Source organism: Arthrobacter sp. KNU-44 (assembly GCF_051843155.1).
Taxonomy (GTDB): domain Bacteria; phylum Actinomycetota; class Actinomycetes; order Actinomycetales; family Micrococcaceae; genus Arthrobacter.
Genome location: NZ_JBPXNG010000002.1, coordinates 1,735,784 through 1,755,700 on the forward strand (window position 1 = coordinate 1,735,784; position 19,917 = coordinate 1,755,700).

At 62.8% G+C, this 19,917-nt stretch carries 24 protein-coding genes; 22 read left to right on the forward strand and 2 right to left on the reverse strand.

The window, feature by feature from the left end:
- Positions 1–264: 264 nt before the first annotated feature.
- Together istB and istA are read right to left on the reverse strand one after the other, a co-directional pair.
- On the reverse strand, positions 265–1,053 hold the full coding sequence (gene istB, locus ACSVHC_RS08900; RefSeq protein WP_439180277.1) for an IS21-like element helper ATPase IstB: 789 nt from the start codon (positions 1,051–1,053) through the stop codon (positions 265–267).
- Entirely contained in the window at positions 1,053–2,270 is a 1,218-nt protein-coding gene (gene istA, locus ACSVHC_RS08905) for an IS21 family transposase (RefSeq protein WP_439180275.1), read from the reverse strand. Before istA ends, istB begins: the two co-directional genes overlap by 1 nt.
- 262 nt (positions 2,271–2,532) lie before the next feature.
- Here istA and ACSVHC_RS08910 point away from each other — a divergent pair, with 262 nt between their 5' ends.
- From ACSVHC_RS08910 to ACSVHC_RS09015, 22 genes are all read left to right on the forward strand, one after another.
- Positions 2,533–2,733, forward strand: coding sequence for an HNH endonuclease (locus tag ACSVHC_RS08910; RefSeq protein WP_439181382.1), 201 nt, complete (start codon positions 2,533–2,535; stop codon positions 2,731–2,733).
- Positions 2,734–2,986: 253 nt separating this feature from the next.
- Positions 2,987–3,376 carry a hypothetical protein gene (locus tag ACSVHC_RS08915; RefSeq protein WP_439180843.1) on the forward strand — a complete coding sequence of 130 codons (390 nt, stop codon included), beginning with the start codon at positions 2,987–2,989 and terminating at the stop codon, positions 3,374–3,376.
- Between the two features lie 211 nt (positions 3,377–3,587).
- Positions 3,588–4,898: a hypothetical protein gene (locus ACSVHC_RS08920; protein ID WP_439180844.1), complete on the forward strand. Its 1,311-nt coding sequence runs from the start codon at positions 3,588–3,590 to the stop codon at positions 4,896–4,898.
- Positions 4,899–4,909: 11 nt separating this feature from the next.
- The gene (locus tag ACSVHC_RS08925; protein WP_439180845.1) at positions 4,910–6,340 is read left to right on the forward strand and encodes a hypothetical protein; all 1,431 of its coding nucleotides are present in this window, start codon (positions 4,910–4,912) and stop codon (positions 6,338–6,340) included.
- 2 nt (positions 6,341–6,342) lie between these two features.
- On the forward strand, positions 6,343–7,137 hold the full coding sequence (locus ACSVHC_RS08930) for a VG15 protein (RefSeq protein WP_439180846.1): 795 nt from the start codon (positions 6,343–6,345) through the stop codon (positions 7,135–7,137).
- Positions 7,138–7,223: 86 nt separating this feature from the next.
- On the forward strand, positions 7,224–7,868 hold the full coding sequence (locus ACSVHC_RS08935) for a hypothetical protein (protein ID WP_439180847.1): 645 nt from the start codon (positions 7,224–7,226) through the stop codon (positions 7,866–7,868).
- Positions 7,869–7,880: 12 nt separating this feature from the next.
- Positions 7,881–8,267, forward strand: a complete 387-nt coding sequence (locus ACSVHC_RS08940) for a hypothetical protein (protein WP_439180848.1) — start codon at positions 7,881–7,883, stop codon at positions 8,265–8,267.
- A 17-nt stretch (positions 8,268–8,284) separates the two neighbouring features.
- A complete protein-coding gene (locus ACSVHC_RS08945) occupies positions 8,285–9,301 on the forward strand; it encodes a major capsid protein (RefSeq protein ID WP_439180849.1) in 1,017 nt (338 codons plus the stop codon).
- Between the two features lie 115 nt (positions 9,302–9,416).
- The gene (locus ACSVHC_RS08950) at positions 9,417–9,722 is read left to right on the forward strand and encodes a hypothetical protein (RefSeq protein ID WP_439180850.1); all 306 of its coding nucleotides are present in this window, start codon (positions 9,417–9,419) and stop codon (positions 9,720–9,722) included.
- 2 nt (positions 9,723–9,724) lie between these two features.
- On the forward strand, positions 9,725–10,117 hold the full coding sequence (locus ACSVHC_RS08955) for a hypothetical protein (protein ID WP_439180851.1): 393 nt from the start codon (positions 9,725–9,727) through the stop codon (positions 10,115–10,117).
- 1 nt (position 10,118) lies between these two features.
- Entirely contained in the window at positions 10,119–10,448 is a 330-nt protein-coding gene (locus tag ACSVHC_RS08960) for a hypothetical protein (RefSeq protein ID WP_439180852.1), read from the forward strand.
- Positions 10,448–10,747, forward strand: coding sequence for a hypothetical protein (locus ACSVHC_RS08965; RefSeq protein WP_439180853.1), 300 nt, complete (start codon positions 10,448–10,450; stop codon positions 10,745–10,747). Before ACSVHC_RS08960 ends, ACSVHC_RS08965 begins: the two co-directional genes overlap by 1 nt.
- Positions 10,744–11,148, forward strand: coding sequence for a hypothetical protein (locus tag ACSVHC_RS08970; protein WP_439180854.1), 405 nt, complete (start codon positions 10,744–10,746; stop codon positions 11,146–11,148). Before ACSVHC_RS08965 ends, ACSVHC_RS08970 begins: the two co-directional genes overlap by 4 nt.
- Before the next feature lie 51 nt (positions 11,149–11,199).
- Positions 11,200–11,865: a hypothetical protein gene (locus ACSVHC_RS08975; protein ID WP_439180855.1), complete on the forward strand. Its 666-nt coding sequence runs from the start codon at positions 11,200–11,202 to the stop codon at positions 11,863–11,865.
- A 92-nt stretch (positions 11,866–11,957) separates the two neighbouring features.
- Positions 11,958–12,098, forward strand: a complete 141-nt coding sequence (locus ACSVHC_RS08980; RefSeq protein ID WP_439180856.1) for a hypothetical protein — start codon at positions 11,958–11,960, stop codon at positions 12,096–12,098.
- A gap of 29 nt (positions 12,099–12,127) precedes the next feature.
- Positions 12,128–12,475, forward strand: a complete 348-nt coding sequence (locus tag ACSVHC_RS08985; protein WP_439180857.1) for a hypothetical protein — start codon at positions 12,128–12,130, stop codon at positions 12,473–12,475.
- A 50-nt stretch (positions 12,476–12,525) separates the two neighbouring features.
- Entirely contained in the window at positions 12,526–12,921 is a 396-nt protein-coding gene (locus ACSVHC_RS08990; protein ID WP_439180858.1) for a hypothetical protein, read from the forward strand.
- 19 nt (positions 12,922–12,940) lie between these two features.
- Positions 12,941–16,606, forward strand: a complete 3,666-nt coding sequence (locus ACSVHC_RS08995) for a peptidoglycan DD-metalloendopeptidase family protein (protein ID WP_439180859.1) — start codon at positions 12,941–12,943, stop codon at positions 16,604–16,606.
- A gap of 11 nt (positions 16,607–16,617) precedes the next feature.
- Positions 16,618–17,595, forward strand: coding sequence for a phage tail family protein (locus ACSVHC_RS09000; RefSeq protein ID WP_439180860.1), 978 nt, complete (start codon positions 16,618–16,620; stop codon positions 17,593–17,595).
- The gene (locus ACSVHC_RS09005; protein WP_439180861.1) at positions 17,595–18,701 is read left to right on the forward strand and encodes a Gp37-like protein; all 1,107 of its coding nucleotides are present in this window, start codon (positions 17,595–17,597) and stop codon (positions 18,699–18,701) included. The genes ACSVHC_RS09000 and ACSVHC_RS09005 overlap by 1 nt, the downstream gene beginning before the upstream one ends.
- A complete protein-coding gene (locus tag ACSVHC_RS09010) occupies positions 18,701–19,609 on the forward strand; it encodes a hypothetical protein (protein ID WP_439180862.1) in 909 nt (302 codons plus the stop codon). Before ACSVHC_RS09005 ends, ACSVHC_RS09010 begins: the two co-directional genes overlap by 1 nt.
- Before the next feature lie 2 nt (positions 19,610–19,611).
- The gene (locus ACSVHC_RS09015) at positions 19,612–19,911 is read left to right on the forward strand and encodes a hypothetical protein (RefSeq protein WP_439180863.1); all 300 of its coding nucleotides are present in this window, start codon (positions 19,612–19,614) and stop codon (positions 19,909–19,911) included.
- The last annotated feature ends 6 nt before the right edge of the window (positions 19,912–19,917 follow it).

Here is a 19,917-nt window from a genome sequence, read left to right on the forward strand (position 1 = left end):
GTGGGATCACTGATCTACGGCCTAAGAACGAGGCGACGCTACGCGCCTACTCCATGCAGGAGCCAATTGTGCTAGCGATTAAACCCGCACGTCGTGCAGAACTCGTCACCGGTTCGACTGGCGTAGAGGACCTCTGCCATGAACTCCGGGTGATCACATGGCTTGTTGCCGGCCGCTGCCCATGCCTCTCGGAGGGCGTTTTGTCAGTGATGGTCGAAAAGTGAGCCGTTTCGTGGGTGGAAAAGTGAGCCACGTTGACGTTGGTTATTCTGCCGTATTTTCCGGTCTTGTCGAGGGCAGTGAGTCTGTCCGTGTGTGTCTGAGCCGGTAGCTGGAGCCTTTGAGTGTGAGGACTTCGGCGTGGTGGACGATGCGGTCGATCATGGCTGAGGCGACGACCTGGTCTCCGAACACGTCTCCCCAGCGGGCGAACGGCAGGTTCGAGGTCAGGATCAGGGAGGCGTGCTCGTAGCGTGAGGAGACGAGCTGGAAAAACAGATTTGCGGCGTCCTGTTCAAACGGGATGTAGCCGACCTCATCGACGATGATCAGCCCGTAGCGGCGCAGCCGGACCAGTTCCTGGGGCAGCCTCCCGCTCTGGTGGGCGGACTGGAGCCGGGCGACCCAGTCGATGGCGGTCGCGAACAGGACCCGGTGGCCCAGCTGGGTGGCACGCAGTCCCAGCCCGGTTGCGAGGTGGGTCTTGCCGGTCCCGGGCGGTCCGAGCAGGACGATGTTGGAGGCCTCTGTGAGGAACGCACCGGTCGCCAGGTGCGCGATGGTGTCGCGTTTGAGGCCGGGCTGGTGGTCGAAGCTGAAGTCCTCGAGCGACTTGCGGGCTGGGAACCCGGCTGCCCGGGCACGGGAGTCGGCGCCGGAGGCTTCGCGGGCGGCGACTTCCCGTGAGAGGACCGCGGCGAGGTATTCCTCGTGGGTCCAGCCGTTCTCACGGGCCTGGTCCGCGAGCCTGGCTGCTGCTTCGCGGATCCGTGGTGCCTTCATGGCCCGGGAGTAGTACTCGATCTGGCCGGCGGTTTCCTTCGCTTCGGTCATCAGGCGACCTGCCCGTCATCGAGGACGACATTGAAGGCCCGGTCGTAGTCGGCCAAATCCCGCAACCCGGCCGTGTCTGCGGCGGGGACCGGGTTTTGGAAGGCTTTCCGTAGCGTCCGGGCGGCCTCGACATGGTCCGGATCGGTGATCGTCAGGCCGGCGCCCCAGGATCTTGCGTGGTTCCCGACGCCCCGGCCGTCCAAGGTGATGGTGACTGTTTCCAGGTCCGCGGTGACATCGACGAACCTGCCGATCGCCTGCGGGTGGACGGAGTAGTCGTTGGATCCCATCCGGACGTAGTAGTCCCGCGGGAGCCGGACCCTGGCGGTGAATCCGGTCACGGGCGGAACCGGCGGCAGTCCCAGCATCCCCGCCTTGTCCCGGCCAAGAAGCTCCGTGGGCCGGGCACCGGTCCGCCGGACCAGACGGGCGTTGGCGATGGGCAGCCACTGGCCAAGTTGGGCGTTGAAGTCCTCCGGCGAGGCGAAGGTCCGGCCCGGAAGGAACGAGGTCTCCAGGAACTGGTTGGCCCGCTCCACCACGCCCTTGCTCTCCGGATCGTAGGGCTTGACCTGCACGATCCTGGTCGCGAGGACCCCGGCAAACGCCGCGACCCCGGCGGCGTAGCTGTTCCGTCTGCCGATGCCGGTTTCGTTGTCCCAGATCAGCCGGCGCGGAACCGCACCCAGGGACCCGATCAGCGCCCACATCCCGGCCAGCAGGTCCCCGGTCATCCGGGACGGGATCATTCGGGCCATGATGAACCGCGAATGCGAGCACACCATGACCAATACCGGCAGAACCCGAAGCTTCCCGCTCCCGACGGGTATCCGCACCTCCGGGAACCACAAGTCGCACTGGGCCTGGTCTCCGGGTTCGTAACTGATCCGATCAGCGGGATCCGGTGGAGCATACTCGGGCCGGATCCGGGCCACGTTCTCCCGGAACCACGCCGGGGACCCGGACCAGCCCACACGCTCCGCCAACACCGTAGCCGGCATCCGCGGGTTCTCCCGCAACAGCGCACGGATGGCCGGTTCCACGGCCTTGATCCCGGAGTCCTGCGGCGCACGCACATATGTTGGCGGACCGTCGGCACTGACCGCTTTCGCTACGGTGTTCCGGGAAATACCCAGCCGCGCCGCTATCGACCTCATCGATTCACCCTCGGCAAGATGCAACCGCCGAATAAGCGCCCAATCCTCCACTGTGATCACCCACCCAATCGTTTGGAACAGGTGGCTCAGTTTTCAACCGTCACAATGGCTCACTTTTCGACCGTCACCGACACGTTTGCCTTGTGGTAATCCTTCATCAGCTCATAGTCGCTGCTCATCAAAGTAACTCCTTCAGTCCCATGGCAGGTGAGTCTACGTGGCAACCTCACGCACAGGCACCAGTCAATGGAAGAAACTTCGAGCCAAGGCATTGCGCCTCGCCCAAGCCCAAGGCCTAACCCACTGCCCGCATTGCCGAGTCATGCTCGACTACGAGACAAGTAGAACGCCACCAAGCGCAGAGGTAGACCACATCGTTGCCCATGCCAACGGCGGACAAGACGCGCTCGACAACGTTGCAGTGTGCTGCCGACGCTGCAACCAATCCAAAGGCAATCGGACGGCACCGAAAACACAATCAGTGCTTGCAGCAAAGCCGCTCAAAACCAGCCGTCGATGGTGACTGTGGATAACCCCAGATACGAAAACTCGTATTTCCGAACCCCATATCGGGGGTATGGGGAGGGTCCCCTCCCGGGGGGCCTCCCGCTCGCACCCCTAGGCATTAGCGAAATATCCCCCCGCGCTGGCTCGTGAGGCCGGCGGGCCTCCCCTGGCCGTCTTTGTAGCCGCCGCGCCGTTTGCTCGTAGGGCATTTTGACCAGATTCAAAATGCCCTCGCGGATGGCGCGCCCCCAAACTTCTAGGAGGTCGGCGTGGATGTTCCGGCGGGCCTTGGTGAGCGTGGTCTTGCTTTGTGGGCGGCGATGTCCGGCAACGACGTCGCGCGCAATGCTCTTGTGCTTGAGTGCGCGCGCCTGGCCGACCGCTTGGACGAGCTCGACAACATCATTCAGGGCAAGGGCGTTCTGAACTTGATGCAGTTTCGGGTGATCGATTCGCTGGTCAGTGACGACTCGCTCGATATCAATGTCGAGGTGAAGTTCCAGAACGTATTTTCGGAGGCCCGGCAGCAGGCGACGGCCCTCGCGATTATCTTGGCCAAGCTCGCCGTTGGCAGTGATGCCGCTCAAAAGCATGTGCCGGCCGCCGAGAACGTCACCCCGCTTGATCGAATCAAGGCTCGGGGTTTGAAGAAGGCCTGACGGGTGGTGGTGTCTGTTGCAGGGTTCGCAGACGCCCCGGCTCCATATTGTCCCGGCGCCCCGTGGCTATTCGTGTGATCACGCTGAGGCCGCGATTGATTTGGCTGGCGCGTATGGCCTGACGCTGGACGAGTGGCAGCAAACGGTTGTTCGGGCGTGGCTGCGGACGACGACCACGGGTCGCTGGTGTGCTGGCACGTGGGGTTTGTCCGTGCCTCGCCAGAATGGCAAGAACGGCAGCCTTGAGGCCGTCGAACTGTACATGCTTGTTGTGCTCGGACTGAAGATCCTGCACACCTCGCATTTGCTCGGGTCTGCGCGCAAGGCGTTCAAGCGCCTCATGTTCTTCTTTGGGACGAAGGTCAACGACCCGCACGCGAAGTTTCCTGAACTGAATGCGCTCGTCAAAGAGATCCGCAAGACGAACGGCCAAGAGGCCATCGAGCTCCACAACGGAGGCTTGATTGAGCTGGGCGCCCGAACGGGCGGCGCCGGACGCGGTAGTTCCTTCGATGTCCTTGTTGTTGACGAAGCCCAGGAGTACGAAGAGGACGAGCAGGAGGCCCTGAAACCGACGATCTCGGCCGCTCCTTCCGGCGACCCGGTGACGATCTTCATGGGCACCCCGCCCCGGGATTTGTCAGAGCGCGGCGAGCCGTTCGTGCGGGTCCGCAATAACGCCGTCTTGGGTAAGAACAAGCGTGCTGCATGGATTGAGCATTCGCCTGAGGGCGACGTCGACCGGATGGATGAGGCAACGCTTATTGCGTTTGTCCAGGATCCGAAGAACTGGGCGGCCGCTAACCCGGCCCTTGGCATTCGCGTGCTTTTGGAGACCGTCCAGGATGAGCTCCATGAGTTCTCGCCTCGCTCTTTTGCGCGCGAGCGGCTGAACATGTGGCCTACGCCTACCGAGGCGGGCAAGCGTGCTTTCACTAAGTGGGATGACCTGGCGATTGATGACCCGGATCCTGAGTGGCCTGTTGCCGCATACGGCGTGGACATGAACCCGGAGCGAACCAAAGTAAGCATCGGTGTTTCGACGTTTGCTGAAGGCGATGACATCCATCTTGAGTTGGCCGCTGACGCTCCTTTCGATGAGCGTGGCACGACGGCGCTTGTTGAGTGGTTGTGGGAGCGAGCGAAGCGGCGTTTCCCGATCGTCATTGATTCGTTCTCGCCCGCCCGGGACTTGCTCGAAGCGCCGTTGAAGGCCAAGAGGATGAAGGTGTTCATCCTTGGTGCTGCTGAGTACACGCAGGCGTGCGCTGGTTTGCATGAGGCCGTGGAGAAGTATCCGGCGGTCTCGCACTTCGGGCAGGAGCATCTTGATCTTTCCGCGAAGAACACGGTGCAGGATCAAATCAAGAACCGTCCGGGCTCATTCAAGTGGAATCGTCTGAGCCTTGATGTCGATCTGTCTCCGATCGTTTCCGTCACGTGCGCCCATTTCGGCGCCGTCAAGTTCGCCAAGCGGCCCCGTCCTGGGCCTGCGAAGAAGCGATACGCAATTGTTGGTTAGGGGTGACGCTTGTGGCTGTTCTCGACGTGGTTCGGAAGCTCTCTTTTGAGGAGTCGGCGGCGTTTTACCGGATGCTGTCCACGATCCGGCGTAAGGCCTCGCGTAACAAGCTGCGGGAAGCGTACGTCGAGGACAAGAAGCGTCTGGACAAGATCGGCTTTTCGGTTCCGCCGCACATGATCGACTTTCAGACGCCGATTGGCTGGGCGTCGAAGGGGATCAAGGTTCCGGCGTCGCGGATCCGCCCTGACGGCTTCACCCTTCCGCGCCCGTCAACGCTGCTGGACGAGGTCAACGAGACCTTCGAGGACAACTACCTTGGCGCCGTAGAACGGATGGCAATTGAGTCGTCTTTGCAGCATTCTGTCGCGTTCGTCTTTGTGACCCCTGGCGATTCGGATCTTGCCGAGCCTGATGTGATCGTCGCGGCCCGCACGGCACTCGAGGCCACGGCGGAAGTTGACGCCCGGACGAACCGCGTGACACTGGCTCTTGAGATGGTTTCGGCCACTAAGGCTTTGTTGTACGTTCCGGGCAAGACGTTGCGCTTGGATTCTGGCCAGAACGGCTGGATGGTCACGCGCGAAATTGAGAACTTGTCTGGCCTCATTCCCTGCATCCCGTATATCTGGGGTTGGTCGCTGTCCCGCCAGTTTGGCCGGTCCAGGGTGACGCGCCCGTTGATGGGTTACATCGACAAGGGCGTGCGAACGATGCTCCGGCAGGAAGTTACTGCCGAGTTCTTCTCTGCCCCGCAGCGGGCATTGCTTGGCGCTGACGAGGCGCATTTCACCGGCCCGGACGGTAAGCGAATCTCGCCTCTCGAAGCCTTGATCGGCGGCATGTGGGCGCTGCCTGACGTGTTCGATGAGGACGAGCAGAAGCTTGTACGCCCGGACATCAAGCAGCTTCAGCAGGCTTCGATGCAACCGCATTCGGAGATGATGCGCACCATCGGTTTGATGGTGTCCAGTGAGCTGTCAATCCCGGTCGGTTATCTCGGCATCATCCATGACAATCCGTCCTCTGCTGATGCGATTCTCGCTACAGAGTCGGACATGGTTGCCATGGTTGAGCATGAGCGGGATATCAGCTACAAGATTGCGCACGAGTCGCTGGCCCGGACGATCCTGGCAGTCAAGCACGGCGGGACCACGCCGGCGATGGTTTCCGAGTTGCGCGGGCTGACGGCCAACTTTGCGAACGCTGGCACACCGACTCGTTCGTCGCGCGCCGATGCGGCCTTGAAGTACACGACAGCGTTCCCCGACGGTGACCCTGAGGTCGCCATGGAGGAATACGGGCTGTCCAAGTCGAAGATCGAGCGGAACCTGGCGTATGCGAAGCGAGCGGAGTCCTCCGCGAAGCTTGGCGCGTTGCTGGCGGCTTCCAAGTCGTCCAACGCTCCGGTGTTCAGCAATGCTCCGACTACTGGGCCGTAGTCGTGGCTGACCTGGCGATCATTGAGCAGTTCCGTTCGGACAGTGCAGCTCTGAGCGATCTGGTGAAGGGTGAGCTTGAGGGCTTTTTCAATTCACTGAATCTTGCAAAGCCTGAAGCGGTGCGCAACGCGCTACTGGAGTTCGTCCCGCTGTTGGTGGCTGAGTATGGACCGGTCGCAGAATCGCTCGCTCTGGATTACTACGACGAGTTGCGGGCAGCTTCCGGCGCTGCTGGCGTGTTCCGCGCAGCGGCTGCTTCCACGGGCATTCCAGCATCGGCAGTGGAGGCGAAAGTCCGCTACCTCGCCGGGCAGCTGTGGACCCCGGATCCTGCATCGATGCTCGGCGGTCTGCTGACGGCGACGGACAAGTACGTGAAGCAGCCGGGCCGCGATGCGATCGCCTTCAACGCCAAGCGCGAAGGCGCTCGATGGGCCCGCGTGCCGACCGGCGCCAAGACATGCAGTTGGTGCTTGGTGCTCGCCTCGCGCGACGCCGTCTACCTGTCCAAGCAGTCCGCCGGCGATCGGCGCGGCACTGGCAAGGGCGATGGGTTCCATGGCGACTGCAACTGTGCGGTTGTCCGCATAGGTAAAGAGTCGGACTACCCGCCCGGCTACCTTCCGGACAAGTACTACACCATGTACTCCGACGCGCTCAAAGCTGACGACCCTGAGATCAGAGCCTTCATTGAGTCGTTGCCAGCCAACGACAAAAACAGGCAGTTGAAGGCCGCGGCGTTTGCAATACGTCGCAACTTTCCAGAAGCCGTCCATGACGGAGTCCACGCCCACTAACCGCTCCGGCGGTTCACGCTCTCCCTTCCGTGCGATGCGGGCAGGGTTATTCGCCGTGCGATGCGGCATCCAATAAGGAGTTCGAATTGAGCAAGAATTTTCCCCACGGTATCGACATCACCGCCCCGGGCGGCATTCAGAAGCTGCTTGGCTTCCACCGGCTCACCTTTGGTGACGCGGTCATGGAGGATCAGACCGACGCTGAGAAGGCCGCTGCACAGGCAGCTGCCGATGCTGCCGCAAAGGCTGCGGCTGACGCTGCCGCCGCTGAAGCAGCGAAGGCCAACGAGAAGCTTGGTGAGGGCGGGCTCAAGGCTCTGCAGGCTGAGCGCGACGCTCGGGCCGCTGCCGAAAAGCGAGCCGCTGATGCTGAGGCGAAAATTCAGGCCGCGGAGAACGCCAAACTGTCGGACATCGAGCGGGCGAACAAGGCGGCTGCAGACTCAGCCGCCGAGGCTGCTCGGCTCAAGGCCGACAACGCCCGTCTCGCTGCACTGGCGAAGCACCCGGTACCGGAGGACTACCAGGACCTCGTCACCGGCACGGACGCGGCAAGCTTCGAGGCGTCTGCCAAGAAGATCTCCGAACTCTATGCCCGCGCCGAGGGTAAAACTCCCAAGGGCTCCCCGGTGCACGAATCCGGCAACCGCTCCGGCGAAAACAACCCGGCTGGCGGCTCCATTGCTGCTGGCCGCGATATCTACGCATCCAAGCACAACAAATCTTCCTAGAAAGGATCCACCATGCCTCGTCTTCGCACTGAAACTTACGGCAGCGGAAACCTTACCTGGCTCGGTTCCGGACATGCCATCGGCAATGCCCGCACCGAGACGGTCAGCGTCGCCGCTTTCACCAAGGCAACCCACTTCCCGGACGGTTACCTCCGCTCCGGCCAGCCCGTGGCCAAGGTGGGCGGCGTCCTCGTCCCCTACGACGCCACGGAGGGCACCGTGACGGGCCCCGGCATCCTCGCGGGCCACATCCTGTTCGACCTGCAGGTGGAAGGCCAGACCAACGTTGCCGCCCCGCTGCTGGACCACGGCCGCGTTGTGGCCTCCAAGGTCCCGGGTGTCTTCGTCAAGCCCGCCGCGGCCGCCAAGCTGTCCGCCACGACCATCGTCTACGTCTAAGAAAGGAGTGACTGATTATGCTTTGGACTGATCTCGTCACCCCCGCCGAGGCCACAGGGTACGCTCGCGCCGCCCTGTCCGACCTCGAAGTCAACAAGGCCTCGCTGGCCCGCTGGATTCCGAATACTGAGGTTTCTGACCTCTCGGTTCGGTTCCGCAAGGGGCAGGCCGGTTTCGTGCAGGAAGCCGCCTTCCGCGCCTTTGACGCCGAGCCGGAACTGGCCGGTTCCACCTCGGGTCAGCGCGTCACCATTGACCTGCCCGCCCTCGGCCAGAACCGCCCGGTCTCGGAATACGACCAGCTCCTGCTGCGCAACTCGCCGGATGAGGTGATCCGCGACTCGATCTTCAAGGAGATCTCGAACGCGGCCCGCGCCGTCGCCGACCGTATCGAGCGCTTGCGCGGTACCGTGCTGGCCACGGGCAAGGCCACGATCAACCAGACGAACTTCATCTCCGATGACGACTTTGGGCGCTCCGGCGCCCATAGCGTCACGGCGGCGTCGCTCTGGTCTGACCCGGCGGTGTCGCGTCTGAGCGACCTGAATGCATGGTCGGACGTGTACTCCGCGACGAACAACGGCACGGTCCCTGGCTGCATGTTGATGTCCCGCCGCGTGTTCCGTGCGCTGGCTGCGGGCAAGGAGTTCGCGACGCTGCTGGCGAACGGCGCTACCCGCCCCGGTCTGGAGGCTGACGTGCGCGGCCTCCTGACTGCCGCTGGCCTGCCGGAGCTGTTCATCTACGACCGCTCCACCTCTGGTGGCCGTGTGATCGCTGATGACAAGCTGCTGTTCCTGCCGGCCCCGGTCGATCCGCAGTCCGGCCAGTCCGAGATGGGCGCAACCTTCTGGGGTCAGACGCTGACCTCGATGGATTCGAACTACTCCATCGAGCCGTCGGAACAGCCCGGCGTCGTCGTCGGCGTCTACAAGAACGAGAAGCCCCCGATGATCGCCGAGGTTGTCTCGGATGCCATCGCCCTTCCCGTTCTGGCGAACGCGAACCTGTCCTTCGTGGCCAAGGTTCTCTAGTTGACCGCTGGGCGGCGCCTGGGCTTCGAGCCCGGGCGCCGTTCGGCCCCAATCTTTAGGAGTCAATATGGCGACTTTTGCCGCACATGTTTTTGTTCACGCTGAGTCTGGGCCCGTGCACTTTGCTCCCGGTGACGAGCTGCCCGAGTGGGCGGAAGGTCTCGTCGGCAAGCATTGCCTTGAACCTGAGGTCGAGACCGACGCCCCTGACTTTACCGCCGGTGGTGCTGAGGGCGGCGAGAGCAACCCGGAAGGCGCCGACGGCGATCTGGCCGACGACGCTGACAAGGGCGACGCCGACGGCGAGGAAGAGGGCGAAGGCAAAGCTGACGAAGGCGACGACGTCGACCCCGCCGCGAAGACCGACGCCCCCGACTTCACCGCACCGGCTCCACCCCCCGGCCGTCCCCGGAAGGCCTAACCATGGCGGCCGACTACGCGACGCTGGAAGACCTCCAGGAGCACTGGTCGGCTCTTCCCGCCGCGAAGGAATCCGAGGCTCAGCAGAAGATTCATGAGGCGTCCGTTGAAGTCCGGGCACTGTACCCGGATCTCGACGGCCGCATCGTCGCTGGCCTGATTGATGCTGATGTGCCGCGCCTTGTCGTGTGCCGCATGGTCAAGCGCGCGCTTGAGCCGAAGGACGAGAACGCGCCGCCGTCGGGCATGGAGTCGTTCCAGTTCGGCGCCGGCCCATTCTCCATGGGCGGCAAGATGGCCAACCCTGACGGCAGCCTCTACTTGACCGCCGCTGACAAGCGGCTCCTTGCCAAGTCGAAGCGACGCCAGGCTTGGACGATCTATCCGGGAGGCTGACGTGGGCATTGTGAGCATGTTTCCGAAGTCGTGGCGCACCGATGTTGTGGTGCTCCGCGGCGGCGGCCGAGACGCGAAGGGCAATCCGTTGCCAGTGCAGGAGCTCCCCGCGACGGGCTGCCTCATCGGCGATCAGCACTCGGCTGACGGCGTCGGATTCACTGACGTGGTTGATCATGACGCCGTGCTGTTTCGGGATCCCGGATTCGAGTTCCACGCAACTGACCGCATCCGGACTCCGAACACATCGCTGATGCCTGGTAACTGGCAGATTGTCGGGCGCCCGTTCACCTACCCGCTCGGCACCGTCGTTCGGCTAAAGGGGATCTGATGGGCCTGCACAAAGTTCCCGGCTCGAAGTCGTACCTTGCGGATGATTCGGGGCTCAAGGATCTGGGAACGTCGTCGGCGGTGGCTGCAGCATCGTTGGCCGCCGCGCAGCGGTTGGCTGGGAACGCTCAAGCTGTAGGGCGTGGCACTTACGAGGCCGCGCCGGCTACGGTCACGGCTGGCTGGGCCAACAATCGGCGCGCCGGGGCCGTGGTGCGCGAGTCCCGGGCCGACTGGCGGGACACGCGCGACGCGATCTTGCTGCGCGTCGCTGAGTCCATGAAGGCGAGGGGCAAATGAGTGATGCTCTGGTCTTCCCGGACACCAAATCGGCACTGTTCGATCTGATCGACGGAACCATGCACATCGGAGTCGTTGTCCACGCTTTCACGTGGCTGCCGGCCGACGATTACGGAATCCTGAAGGGTCCGTTTCCTATCGCGCACATCTACGGGAGCGGCGGCAACCGGGGATTCGTCGACCGCGTTGACCGGCGAACAATCGAGGTCTACGCCCCGGGGCAGCAGGCTTTGGAAGTTCTGGAGTCCATCACGGCGGCCATCTGCGGCGAGAACATCGATACGCCGTCCGGGTTCTTGGACAAGGTCGAATCCGACATCGTTCCGGACGATGTCCCCTACCAGTCGGACACTCTCAATAAAGCCGTCGCGACCTTCTTGGTCACTTCCCGGCCCATCTGACCCCGCCAGGGGAACCAACACACTCCAAGCCCTTGAAAGGGGTTATCTGCCATGCCAACTTTTGCCACGATTCAGCAGGAAGCCGACGACCGGAATCTGATCCGCAAGATCCAGAAGGCCGTCGCATTCCTGGCACCCAAGTCCGTTGAACTGCCCGCGAGCCTCTTTGGGGTAGGCGGCGCCCTGATCGACCTCAAGGCGCTGGGCTACCTGCCGGTTGGCATGGTCACCCCGGATGGTTTCGAGTTCGGCCGCGACATCAGCAAGACCGATGTGTCCGCACTCGGCTATGCCGGCCCTGTCCGCTCCGACATCGACACCGTCGCGCGTTCGGTGAAGATGACCGCGCTGGAAACCGGCCGGAAGCACATGCTCGAACTGACCTACGGAACCAACCTTTCGGCGGTGACCCAGTCGGCGACAACCGGTGAGATCGTCTTTGACGAGCCGGACTTGCCCGTTGGGCAGGAGTACCGCCTTCTGATCCTGGGCAACGACGGTCCGGCCGCCGACAACTGGATCCTTGGCCGCGGCTACGGTTCCGTGAAGCTCGCCTCGACGGATTCCCAGAAGTGGGGCACGAGCGACCCGGTGCAGCAGGCCTACACCTTCGACGTGTTCACCGATTCCGAGATCGGCGTCCCCGTGAAGCACTACATCGGCGGCACAGGAGCCCTGAAGGCCAAGACGGCGCTCGGCTTCACCGCCGGGACCTAACCCGTCCCCTCAAGCACGGTGCGCGTCGCTCTCCGGGTGTGGCGACGCGCACCGTTTCCACCTCACACCCGACGTTCTCAGGAATCGATCACATGGCCCGCTTCATTTCCAAGGACGGCAAACACGCCGTCGACACCGACGTCGCTACCGAAGCCGCTGAGCTTCGCCGCGACGGCTACACCGAACAGAAGGCCGAGGCTCCCAAAGCCGACGCCGCCAAACCCACCAAGTAATTCCACCCCTCACACCCGGAGGTAACACCATGGCTGCAAACGATAAGCCGAACATCAACCTGACCCTCGCCGCGCTCGAAGCGGAGGTTGCCAAGCCTGAGCCGTTCGTTCTCGGACTGAAAAACGGAAAGCGCATCACTTTCCCGGACCTCTTTGACATGCCTGTCGACGAGGGAAACGAGTTCTTCAAGGACCTTGAAGAAACGGGTCAGAATGACTTCGCCTTCCTCGAGAAGTGGCTGTCCGAGAAGGACTTCGAGGCTTACAAGGCAGAGAAGATTCCGATGCGCGTTCACGCCGCCCTCGTTGAGCGCGTCATGAACTACTACCAGCAGACGGTAGGGAAGCCGGGGGAAGGCGCCGCCTCCGCGAGCTGATTGGCCGCTACCGTCCCCAGATCCGCGCCGACCTCCTAAGGGAGTACGGCGTGGATCTGGCGGAATGGTACGTCGCCAAGCGGTGGGTTGGGCTGCTCGAACTGATCGATAACCTGCCCACCGCATGCAGGCTCAACGAGGCGATCGCCAACGATCCCGAAATGGCCGCCATTATGGCGGAGCAGCGGCTTGAACGCTCGGACGATGCCGATCCATGGGCGCCGCCACTTTCAGAGTTCGACCTGAACATCACCGTGCTGCGCGAGATCCTGCACGCCGTTAAAGGCTTGCGGCAGGTCAGCATCGCAGCGGCCGGCGGGAAGCCGGGCGAAGAGACGCCATTCCCCGCCCCATACACCGAGATTGACCGCCACGTAGCGGCTGCGGAACGCAACTGGGCCGAAATGTTCGTCCAGCAGTTCGGATTCTCCCCAGAGGACATCTGACAACTTCATAGGAGGCCACATGCCCACGATCGGTGTCGCCGACATCCTTGTGGTTCCGGTATTCAAGGACCTCCAGAAGAAGGTTGGTAAGGAGCTCGACGCGGCCGCCAGTAGTGCTGGTGACAGCGCCGGTCAGAGCCTCGGCAGCAAACTGACCGGCGCTGTTGGCGGCTTCATGTCCGGAACCATGAAGGCTGCTGGCATCGCTGGCGGACTGAGCGTCGGCGCTGCCTTCGGTACGGCCCTCGCGAAGGGCTTTGGACGGCTCCAGGCAATCGAGGAGGCCAAGGCCAAGCTGAGCGGCCTGGGCCACTCGGCTGAGTCCGTGCAGGGCATCATGAACGACGCCATGGCCGCCGTGAAGGGCACAGCTTTTGGCCTTGGCGATGCCGCGAAAGTCGCCGCTGGTGCCGTCGCTGCTGGCGTGAAGCCAGGCAAGGATCTCGAAAGAACCCTCAAGCTGACTGGCGACGCGGCGACAATCGCAGGCGTCGGCATGGGCGAAATGGGCGCCATCTTCAACAAGGTGAGCGCGTCCAACAAGATCCAGGGCGACGTGATTGCCCAGCTGAACGACGCCGGTATCCCGATTATTCAGCTGCTCGGCAAGGAGCTCGGCAAGTCCGCCGAGGAAACCGTCAAGCTCGCCTCCGAAGGCAAGATCAATTTCGAGACCTTCCAGAACGCCATGGAGAAGGGTCTCGGTGGGGCTGCTCTCAAGTCAGGCGAAACTCTGCGGGGCGCGTTCAAGAACACCATCGCCTCAGTTGGCCGTATCGGTGCTTCGCTGCTGTCCGGTGTGTACCCGAAGATCCAAGCCTTTTTCGCCGGCGCAATCACGTGGCTGAAGCCTCTTGAGGAAGGCGCGAAGATAGCGGGCGCGGCGATCGGGACCTTCCTTGATAAGGCCCTTTCCGGCGCGCAGGCGATCTGGGATTTGGTTGTTGGCGGGAATTTCACGTCCAAGTTTCGCGAGATTTTCCACGTCGAGGAAGATTCTCAGCTGGTCGATTTCCTTCTGAAGGTCCGCGACGGCGCGAAGGGTCTTTATGACCTGATCGTTGGGGGCGACTACACGGGGAAGCTTCGGCAGGCGTTCGGTTGGGAAGAGGATTCCCGTTTCGTTGACTTCCTTCTGACTGTCCGCGACATGGTCCTAAAGATTCCTGACGCGCTCGGCAAGGTCATCTCGACAGGGGCCGACGTGGCCAAGTTCCTTTGGGACATGCGCGAGCCCATCGGCATCATCGCTGGGCTGATCGTTGTCTCCCTGATCCCGCACTGGGTTGCACTCGGCGTGGAGGCGATGAAGTCCGCTATTCAGCAGAAAATCGCATGGGGGATCACGAAGGCCGAGGCCATCAAGGCGGCCTTCGCTCACTCGTGGGCAGTCACGACCATGATCGCCGGCTGGGTTCTTATGGGGACGCAGGCGACCATCCAAGCGGTGAAGATCGCTGCCGCATGGCTCATTTCCTTGGGCTGGGTCGGCCTGATCATAGCGATCGTTGCGGCCTTGGTTGCTGGCTTCATATGGGCCTACAACAACCTCGATTGGTTCCGGGCCGGCGTCGATGCCGCCATGAAGTGGATCTCGGATACCGTTTCGACGGCCTTCCAGTGGGTGCAAGGTGCCATTGCCGCGGTGGTCGACTGGTTTACCGGCACGGCCGTACCGGCATGGCAGTCCGCCATCCAAGCCGTAGGCGACTTTTTCACGTACCTGTGGACGGACTGGATCAAACCAGCCATCGACGGAATCGCCGCCGTAATTTCGTGGGTCTACGAGTCGGTCATCAAGCCGATTTTCGACGGAATTTCTTTCGCAGTAGGCCTCGTCGGCGCGATTTTCAGCTGGCTGTATACGAACATCCTCAAGCCGGTCTTTGACAGCGCCGCAGTGGTAATCGGCGGGTTCTATCTGCTGTTCCGGGGCATTTTTCAGGTGATCGTTTCGATCATTCAGAACATCCTGGCGCCGCTGTTCATGTGGTGGTGGAACAACGTCATGGTCCCGGTTTTCCAAGGGATCGGTTCGACCATCGCTGACTGGTGGAATTCGGCTGTCTCGATTTTCAATGGCGCCATCGGTTTCGTCCGGGACGTCCTTGCGGCCGTGTTTACGTGGTTCCACGACGCGATTATCAAGCCGGTTTTCGATGCCATTGGCGCGGCTATTTCGTGGGTCTCCGACAACGTGATCCGGCCGGTGGTGGACGCCTGGAACCTGTGGTTCGGAACGATCCTCCCAGCGGCTTTCACGTGGCTCTACAACAACGTCATCAAGCCCGTTTTTGACGCAATCGGTCAGGCGATCAATTGGGTCTGGCTGAACGTCATCAAGCCCACGATCGACACGTGGGTGTACTTCTTCCAGAACATCCTCGGCCCGGCTGTGAAGTGGCTGTACGAGACGATCATCAAGCCGGCGTTCGACAACATCGGTTCGGCGATCAAGTGGGTCTGGGAAAACGTCATCAAGCCGGTGTTCGATACCCTCGCGGACTTCATCACGAAGACCATTCCGAAGGCCTTCGAGGACGGCGTCTCGTTCATCAAGAAATTCTGGGATGGACTACAGGAAATCGCGAAGGCCCCTGTCCGGTTCGTCGTGGACACGGTCATCAATGATGGACTGATCGGCGCGTTCAACACCATTGCCGGGATCCTGCCGGGCGTGGACAAGCTGCCGCGTGTGGCGCTCCCCAAGGGCTTCATGAACGGCGGCTATACGGGCAACGGCGGCAAGGACGAGCCTGCGGGCATCGTTCACGGCGGCGAGTTCGTGTTCACCAAGGAACAGACCCGCCGCGCTGGTGTGCGGAACCTGTACGCCTTGGCGGACTCGCTGGCCGGTTACATGAACGGCGGGTTCGTGAGTCCGCTCAAGCAGATGGTCGAGACGCAGGGCTATAACCGGGTCCACAAGGGCATTGACCTTGCGGCTTCGGTGGGCACTCCGGTGTTCGCGACGGAGAACGGCCGGGTCAGCTGGTCTGGTCCTGGCGTTGCGGCGCCGGGTGTTTGGGGCGGCAACGAGGTCCACGTCGACGGCGGTTCAGGCATCCAGACGTGGTTCGCTCACCTGTCCTCCATGGCTGTGAGGGTCGGCGAGATGGTTCGGGCCGGGCAGCAGATTGCGCTGTCGGGCAATACGGGCATCACGTCCGGGCCTCACCTGCACTTCGGCACGTTCGCTGGCGGCTGGCCCAACGACGTCGACCCGCACGGTTACCTGGGCGGGGCCGGGATTCCTTCGGGCGGCGGCTTCAACCCGTTCGCCGGGATAATCGACGGGCTGCTCTCGCAGTTCAAGTCGGCGTTCCCGGCGGCGGGCATCATGGCTGACATTGCCATCGGCATCGGCAAGAAGCTGTTCAGCACTGTCGCGGATGTCATTACCGGCGGCGGCAAAGGCTCCGCGATCGGAGATCCCGCACTGTACGACCTAGGGGGCATCCTGCCTCCGGGCGTCTCGCAGGTCGTCAACCGGACGGGCCAGCCTGAGGCGATCCTCAACCCGCAGCAGTGGGCCGATATTCACCGGCTCGCGACTCTCCGGAGCGAAAGCGCCGGCGGCCGTGGGGACGTGATCTTCAAGGGCAACGTCGGTTGGGATCCGGATGAGGTTGCCAACCGTATCGAGACGAAGCGGCGGGATACTTTCGCCGCCTTCGGGATCTAGGAGGTCACATAGTGGGTATCGTTTACGCCGCCCCGTACAGGCCGCCAGCACCTCCGGCGAATCCATGGCGGGGCATTGGCCTCTCATGGACGGGCTGGGATGGCAGCGAATGGGAGCTCACCAACCCGGCCGCAGGATTGTTCCTGCGGCCGGGGGTGCGCGGCCTGCAAATGCCGTCGTTTGAACGGCAATCCAGTTCCTCGCCATCAGTGGCAGGCTCACGGCATCTTGGCACGTCCACCAAGGACCGGGACGCTTTCTGGCCGCTATACCTCTACTCGGATAAGAGCTCTGCAGAGTTCATGGAGCGGGACCGTGCTTTCTGGCGCAGTCTCGACCCTGACCTCGAAGGCACGTGGACGGCGAAATTGCCGAACGGTGATCGGCGCACGCTCGGTCTGCGGCTCGTCAGTGCAGATGACGAACTGACCCATGACACGATCCAGCGCGGCTGGGCAAAGTACGGCATCAACCTCTTGGCTGATAAGCCTTACTGGCTTGGTGAGAAGGTCGTGAAGTCGTGGGCGCAGGGCGACATGCGGAACTACTACATCACCGAGGCGGACCGGGTTACCTACGGTTATCCGGCTGATGCCATCTACTACCTCTCGGCGGGTGGGGCGCTCGGTTCGGCGACGTTCACGAACGACGGCGACGTACCCGCGTATCCGGTGTGGACGGTTGTCGGGCACACCGCGGCCGTCTCATTCGGTGTCGGCGGCAACGACATCATCGTCCCGTTTGAAATCCCGGCCGGCTACGCGGTGCAGCTGGACACTGATCCGGTCAACGGCCAGGTGCTCTGGTACGGGCAATGGGATGAAGCAACGAAATCGATCCTGTCGCCATTGGACCGCACGCCGGAGCTTGACCCGGCGTCGGCGTTCGTCGCGATTCCCCGCGGGCAGGACCGCCCGCTGACCATCCAAATGACTGGCACTGGCAGTGTGATTGCCGAGGTGCAGAACCGGTATCGGAGGGCTTGGTAGTGGCTTCCGAGATTCCCTACGAGATCGTTGTGTACAAGGGCTGGGAGTTTCGGGGCTGGGTTGGGCGGCCGCTCGATTTGAAGCCGACCATCCGGCACAACGTGCGATCCACGGCGACGTTCACGATCGAAGCGGACCACCGGCGGGCATCGGAACTGATGGAGCCTGCCGCCCGGGTGATGATTTACCGGCACGGCGAGTTTCAGATGTCCGGGCCCGTCAGGTTGGCCGGCGGCCAGTTCACGACGGCGGCCACGCTGACGTTCACGGTCGAGGATGATTTCAGGATCCTCAACAACTGGCTGGCATGGCCGAAGCCCACGGCCCCTCTGACGGGCCAAGACGTCGCGTACCGGTCGATTACCGGCCCGGCTGAGACTGTCGTGAAGACGGTGATGGCTGAGGCCGCAACCCGGCTCGGTTACCCGCTGACCGTGGCGCCGTCGCTTGAGCGCGGAGCATCCGGGAAGTACACGTTCCGCTTCCACCCGGCCTATGACCGGCTCTTCCCAGCGGTGGACCAAGCTGGGGTCGGGGTGACCGTCCGGCAACAAGGCAACGGCCTGCTGCTGGACTGCTACACGCCCCGGGACTACGCCCACCACCTCTCACCGGAGAACGGGACGGTCATCGGTGGCACGTACTCGCTGGCCGCGCCGGCCGTGACCCGAGTGGTTGTCGGCGGCCAAGGTGAGGGCGTGGAGCGCGAGTTCAAAGGCTTCTCCGAACCAACGCGCGAGACCGATTGGAACGACATCATCGAGGTCTTGCAGGACGCCCGCGACTCATCCTCCGGCGATGTCTACGCGGACCGCGCCAAGGAAGTCCTCGCGGAAGGCGCACCGCTGGCCGGGCTGTCGCTTGAGCTGTCCGAGACAAAGCACTTCCGTTACGGCGGGGACGGGCTGCGCGTGGGCGACCGGGTGACGGCAATGATCCGCGGCCAAGCGTTCACCGACGTGCTCCGGGAAGCCCGCCTGTCCTGGGACAAGGACGGCGACAGGGCCACGCCCGTCGTGGGTGAACGAACCGACGATCCCGATACGGCCTTGGCCAAGAGAATCCGCGCTTTGCAGCGCGACAACGCAGACAGGAAGGCCCGCTAATGGCTTTGACCAGTGTCTTTTACGACGGCCCGGTGACTGAGACTGACCGTGCGAAGAACTGTGCCGGGGCGCCCGATTACGGCGTGTACGGTGCCGAAGATTTCAAGGTGAAGCCTCACCCATCGATCCCGTACGCGGTGATCGTGACCAAGGGCAAGGCCCACGGTTGGGGTGTCACGGATGAGGCGGCCACGGATCAGGTAGTGCAGTGCGGGACCATCGTCTCTGGGATCCGCTACGACTTGATTGTGGCCCGCAGGAATTGGCAGCCAGCCGCCGGCGGGCCGTCCACTTTGGTGGCCATCCCCGGCGGCGACACACCTGCGATTCCGGCAGCCCGCAAGGTCGGCCCCGGCGTCGAGGACGATCAGCCGCTCGCGCTGGTCAAATGGAAGGCCGGACTCAGCGCGCCGGAGTCGATCATTGACCTGCGATGCTGGGCCGGCAACGGCGGCATGATCGCAAAGGACGAACTCGCGCTCGGCTACCTCGCCAGCCTCGGCGCCTCCGTCAAGATCAACGGCAACCGCTGGTCCTACGAACTCATGGCCAACGAAATGCCCGGCTGGGTCAATGAAGACGGCTCTGGACCGTGGGTCAACCTGACGCTGGGGACCGGTTGGATCAATAGCCCGAACTTCACGTCACGGGCGCGCAGTGTCGGCCGCGGCAAGTTTGTGCAGGTCTCCGTCGATGCCCGCTACACAGGATCGGCCAATCCTGCCCCTGACTGGCTTGTGGCGAGCCTGCCCGCGAGCTTGCTACCCACGACACCGACCATGGTTGCTGGCGCCACGGACTCTTACCAGCGTCTTGGCATGTTTTGGATCGGCCCGAACCATGTGCAGATCGGCGCCGGCAATGCCGGGAAGATCGTCCAGATCAGCACGACAGTATCGGTGGTGTAGGGATGCCGCCAACCGAAGAGGTGACTTTGGGCGAAGTATCCCGGACTTTGGCCGGGCTTGTGCAGTCAGTGGAAAAGCTCACGGAGAAGTTGGACAAGTACCCTCAGTGGCCCGATGTGCTGCGCATTGAGAAGCAATGGCAAGACAAGCTTGACGCGGCCATCGCTCAGCGGGAGCAGGCGATTGCGGAGGCTACGCGCCGGATTAGCGAGCTTGAATCATGGCAGCTTTGGGCGGCCCGGATCGTCATCGGCGCAGTCATCTTGGGAGTCATCTCGGCGTTCTTCATCTTCAAGCCTTAGGAAGGA

Coding starts and splice junctions, on each gene's coding strand:
- istB (WP_439180277.1), bottom strand. CDS start 1,053: ATGACCGAAGCGAAGGAAACCGCCGGCCAGATCGAGTACTACTCCCGG.
- ACSVHC_RS08910 (WP_439181382.1), top strand. CDS start 2,533: ATGCTCGACTACGAGACAAGTAGAACGCCACCAAGCGCAGAGGTAGAC.
- ACSVHC_RS08940 (WP_439180848.1), top strand. CDS start 7,881: ATGCCTCGTCTTCGCACTGAAACTTACGGCAGCGGAAACCTTACCTGG.
- ACSVHC_RS08945 (WP_439180849.1), top strand. CDS start 8,285: ATGCTTTGGACTGATCTCGTCACCCCCGCCGAGGCCACAGGGTACGCT.
- ACSVHC_RS08955 (WP_439180851.1), top strand. CDS start 9,725: ATGGCGGCCGACTACGCGACGCTGGAAGACCTCCAGGAGCACTGGTCG.
- ACSVHC_RS08965 (WP_439180853.1), top strand. CDS start 10,448: ATGGGCCTGCACAAAGTTCCCGGCTCGAAGTCGTACCTTGCGGATGAT.
- ACSVHC_RS08970 (WP_439180854.1), top strand. CDS start 10,744: ATGAGTGATGCTCTGGTCTTCCCGGACACCAAATCGGCACTGTTCGAT.
- ACSVHC_RS08975 (WP_439180855.1), top strand. CDS start 11,200: ATGCCAACTTTTGCCACGATTCAGCAGGAAGCCGACGACCGGAATCTG.
- ACSVHC_RS08980 (WP_439180856.1), top strand. CDS start 11,958: ATGGCCCGCTTCATTTCCAAGGACGGCAAACACGCCGTCGACACCGAC.
- ACSVHC_RS08985 (WP_439180857.1), top strand. CDS start 12,128: ATGGCTGCAAACGATAAGCCGAACATCAACCTGACCCTCGCCGCGCTC.
- ACSVHC_RS08995 (WP_439180859.1), top strand. CDS start 12,941: ATGCCCACGATCGGTGTCGCCGACATCCTTGTGGTTCCGGTATTCAAG.
- ACSVHC_RS09010 (WP_439180862.1), top strand. CDS start 18,701: ATGGCTTTGACCAGTGTCTTTTACGACGGCCCGGTGACTGAGACTGAC.
- ACSVHC_RS09015 (WP_439180863.1), top strand. CDS start 19,612: ATGCCGCCAACCGAAGAGGTGACTTTGGGCGAAGTATCCCGGACTTTG.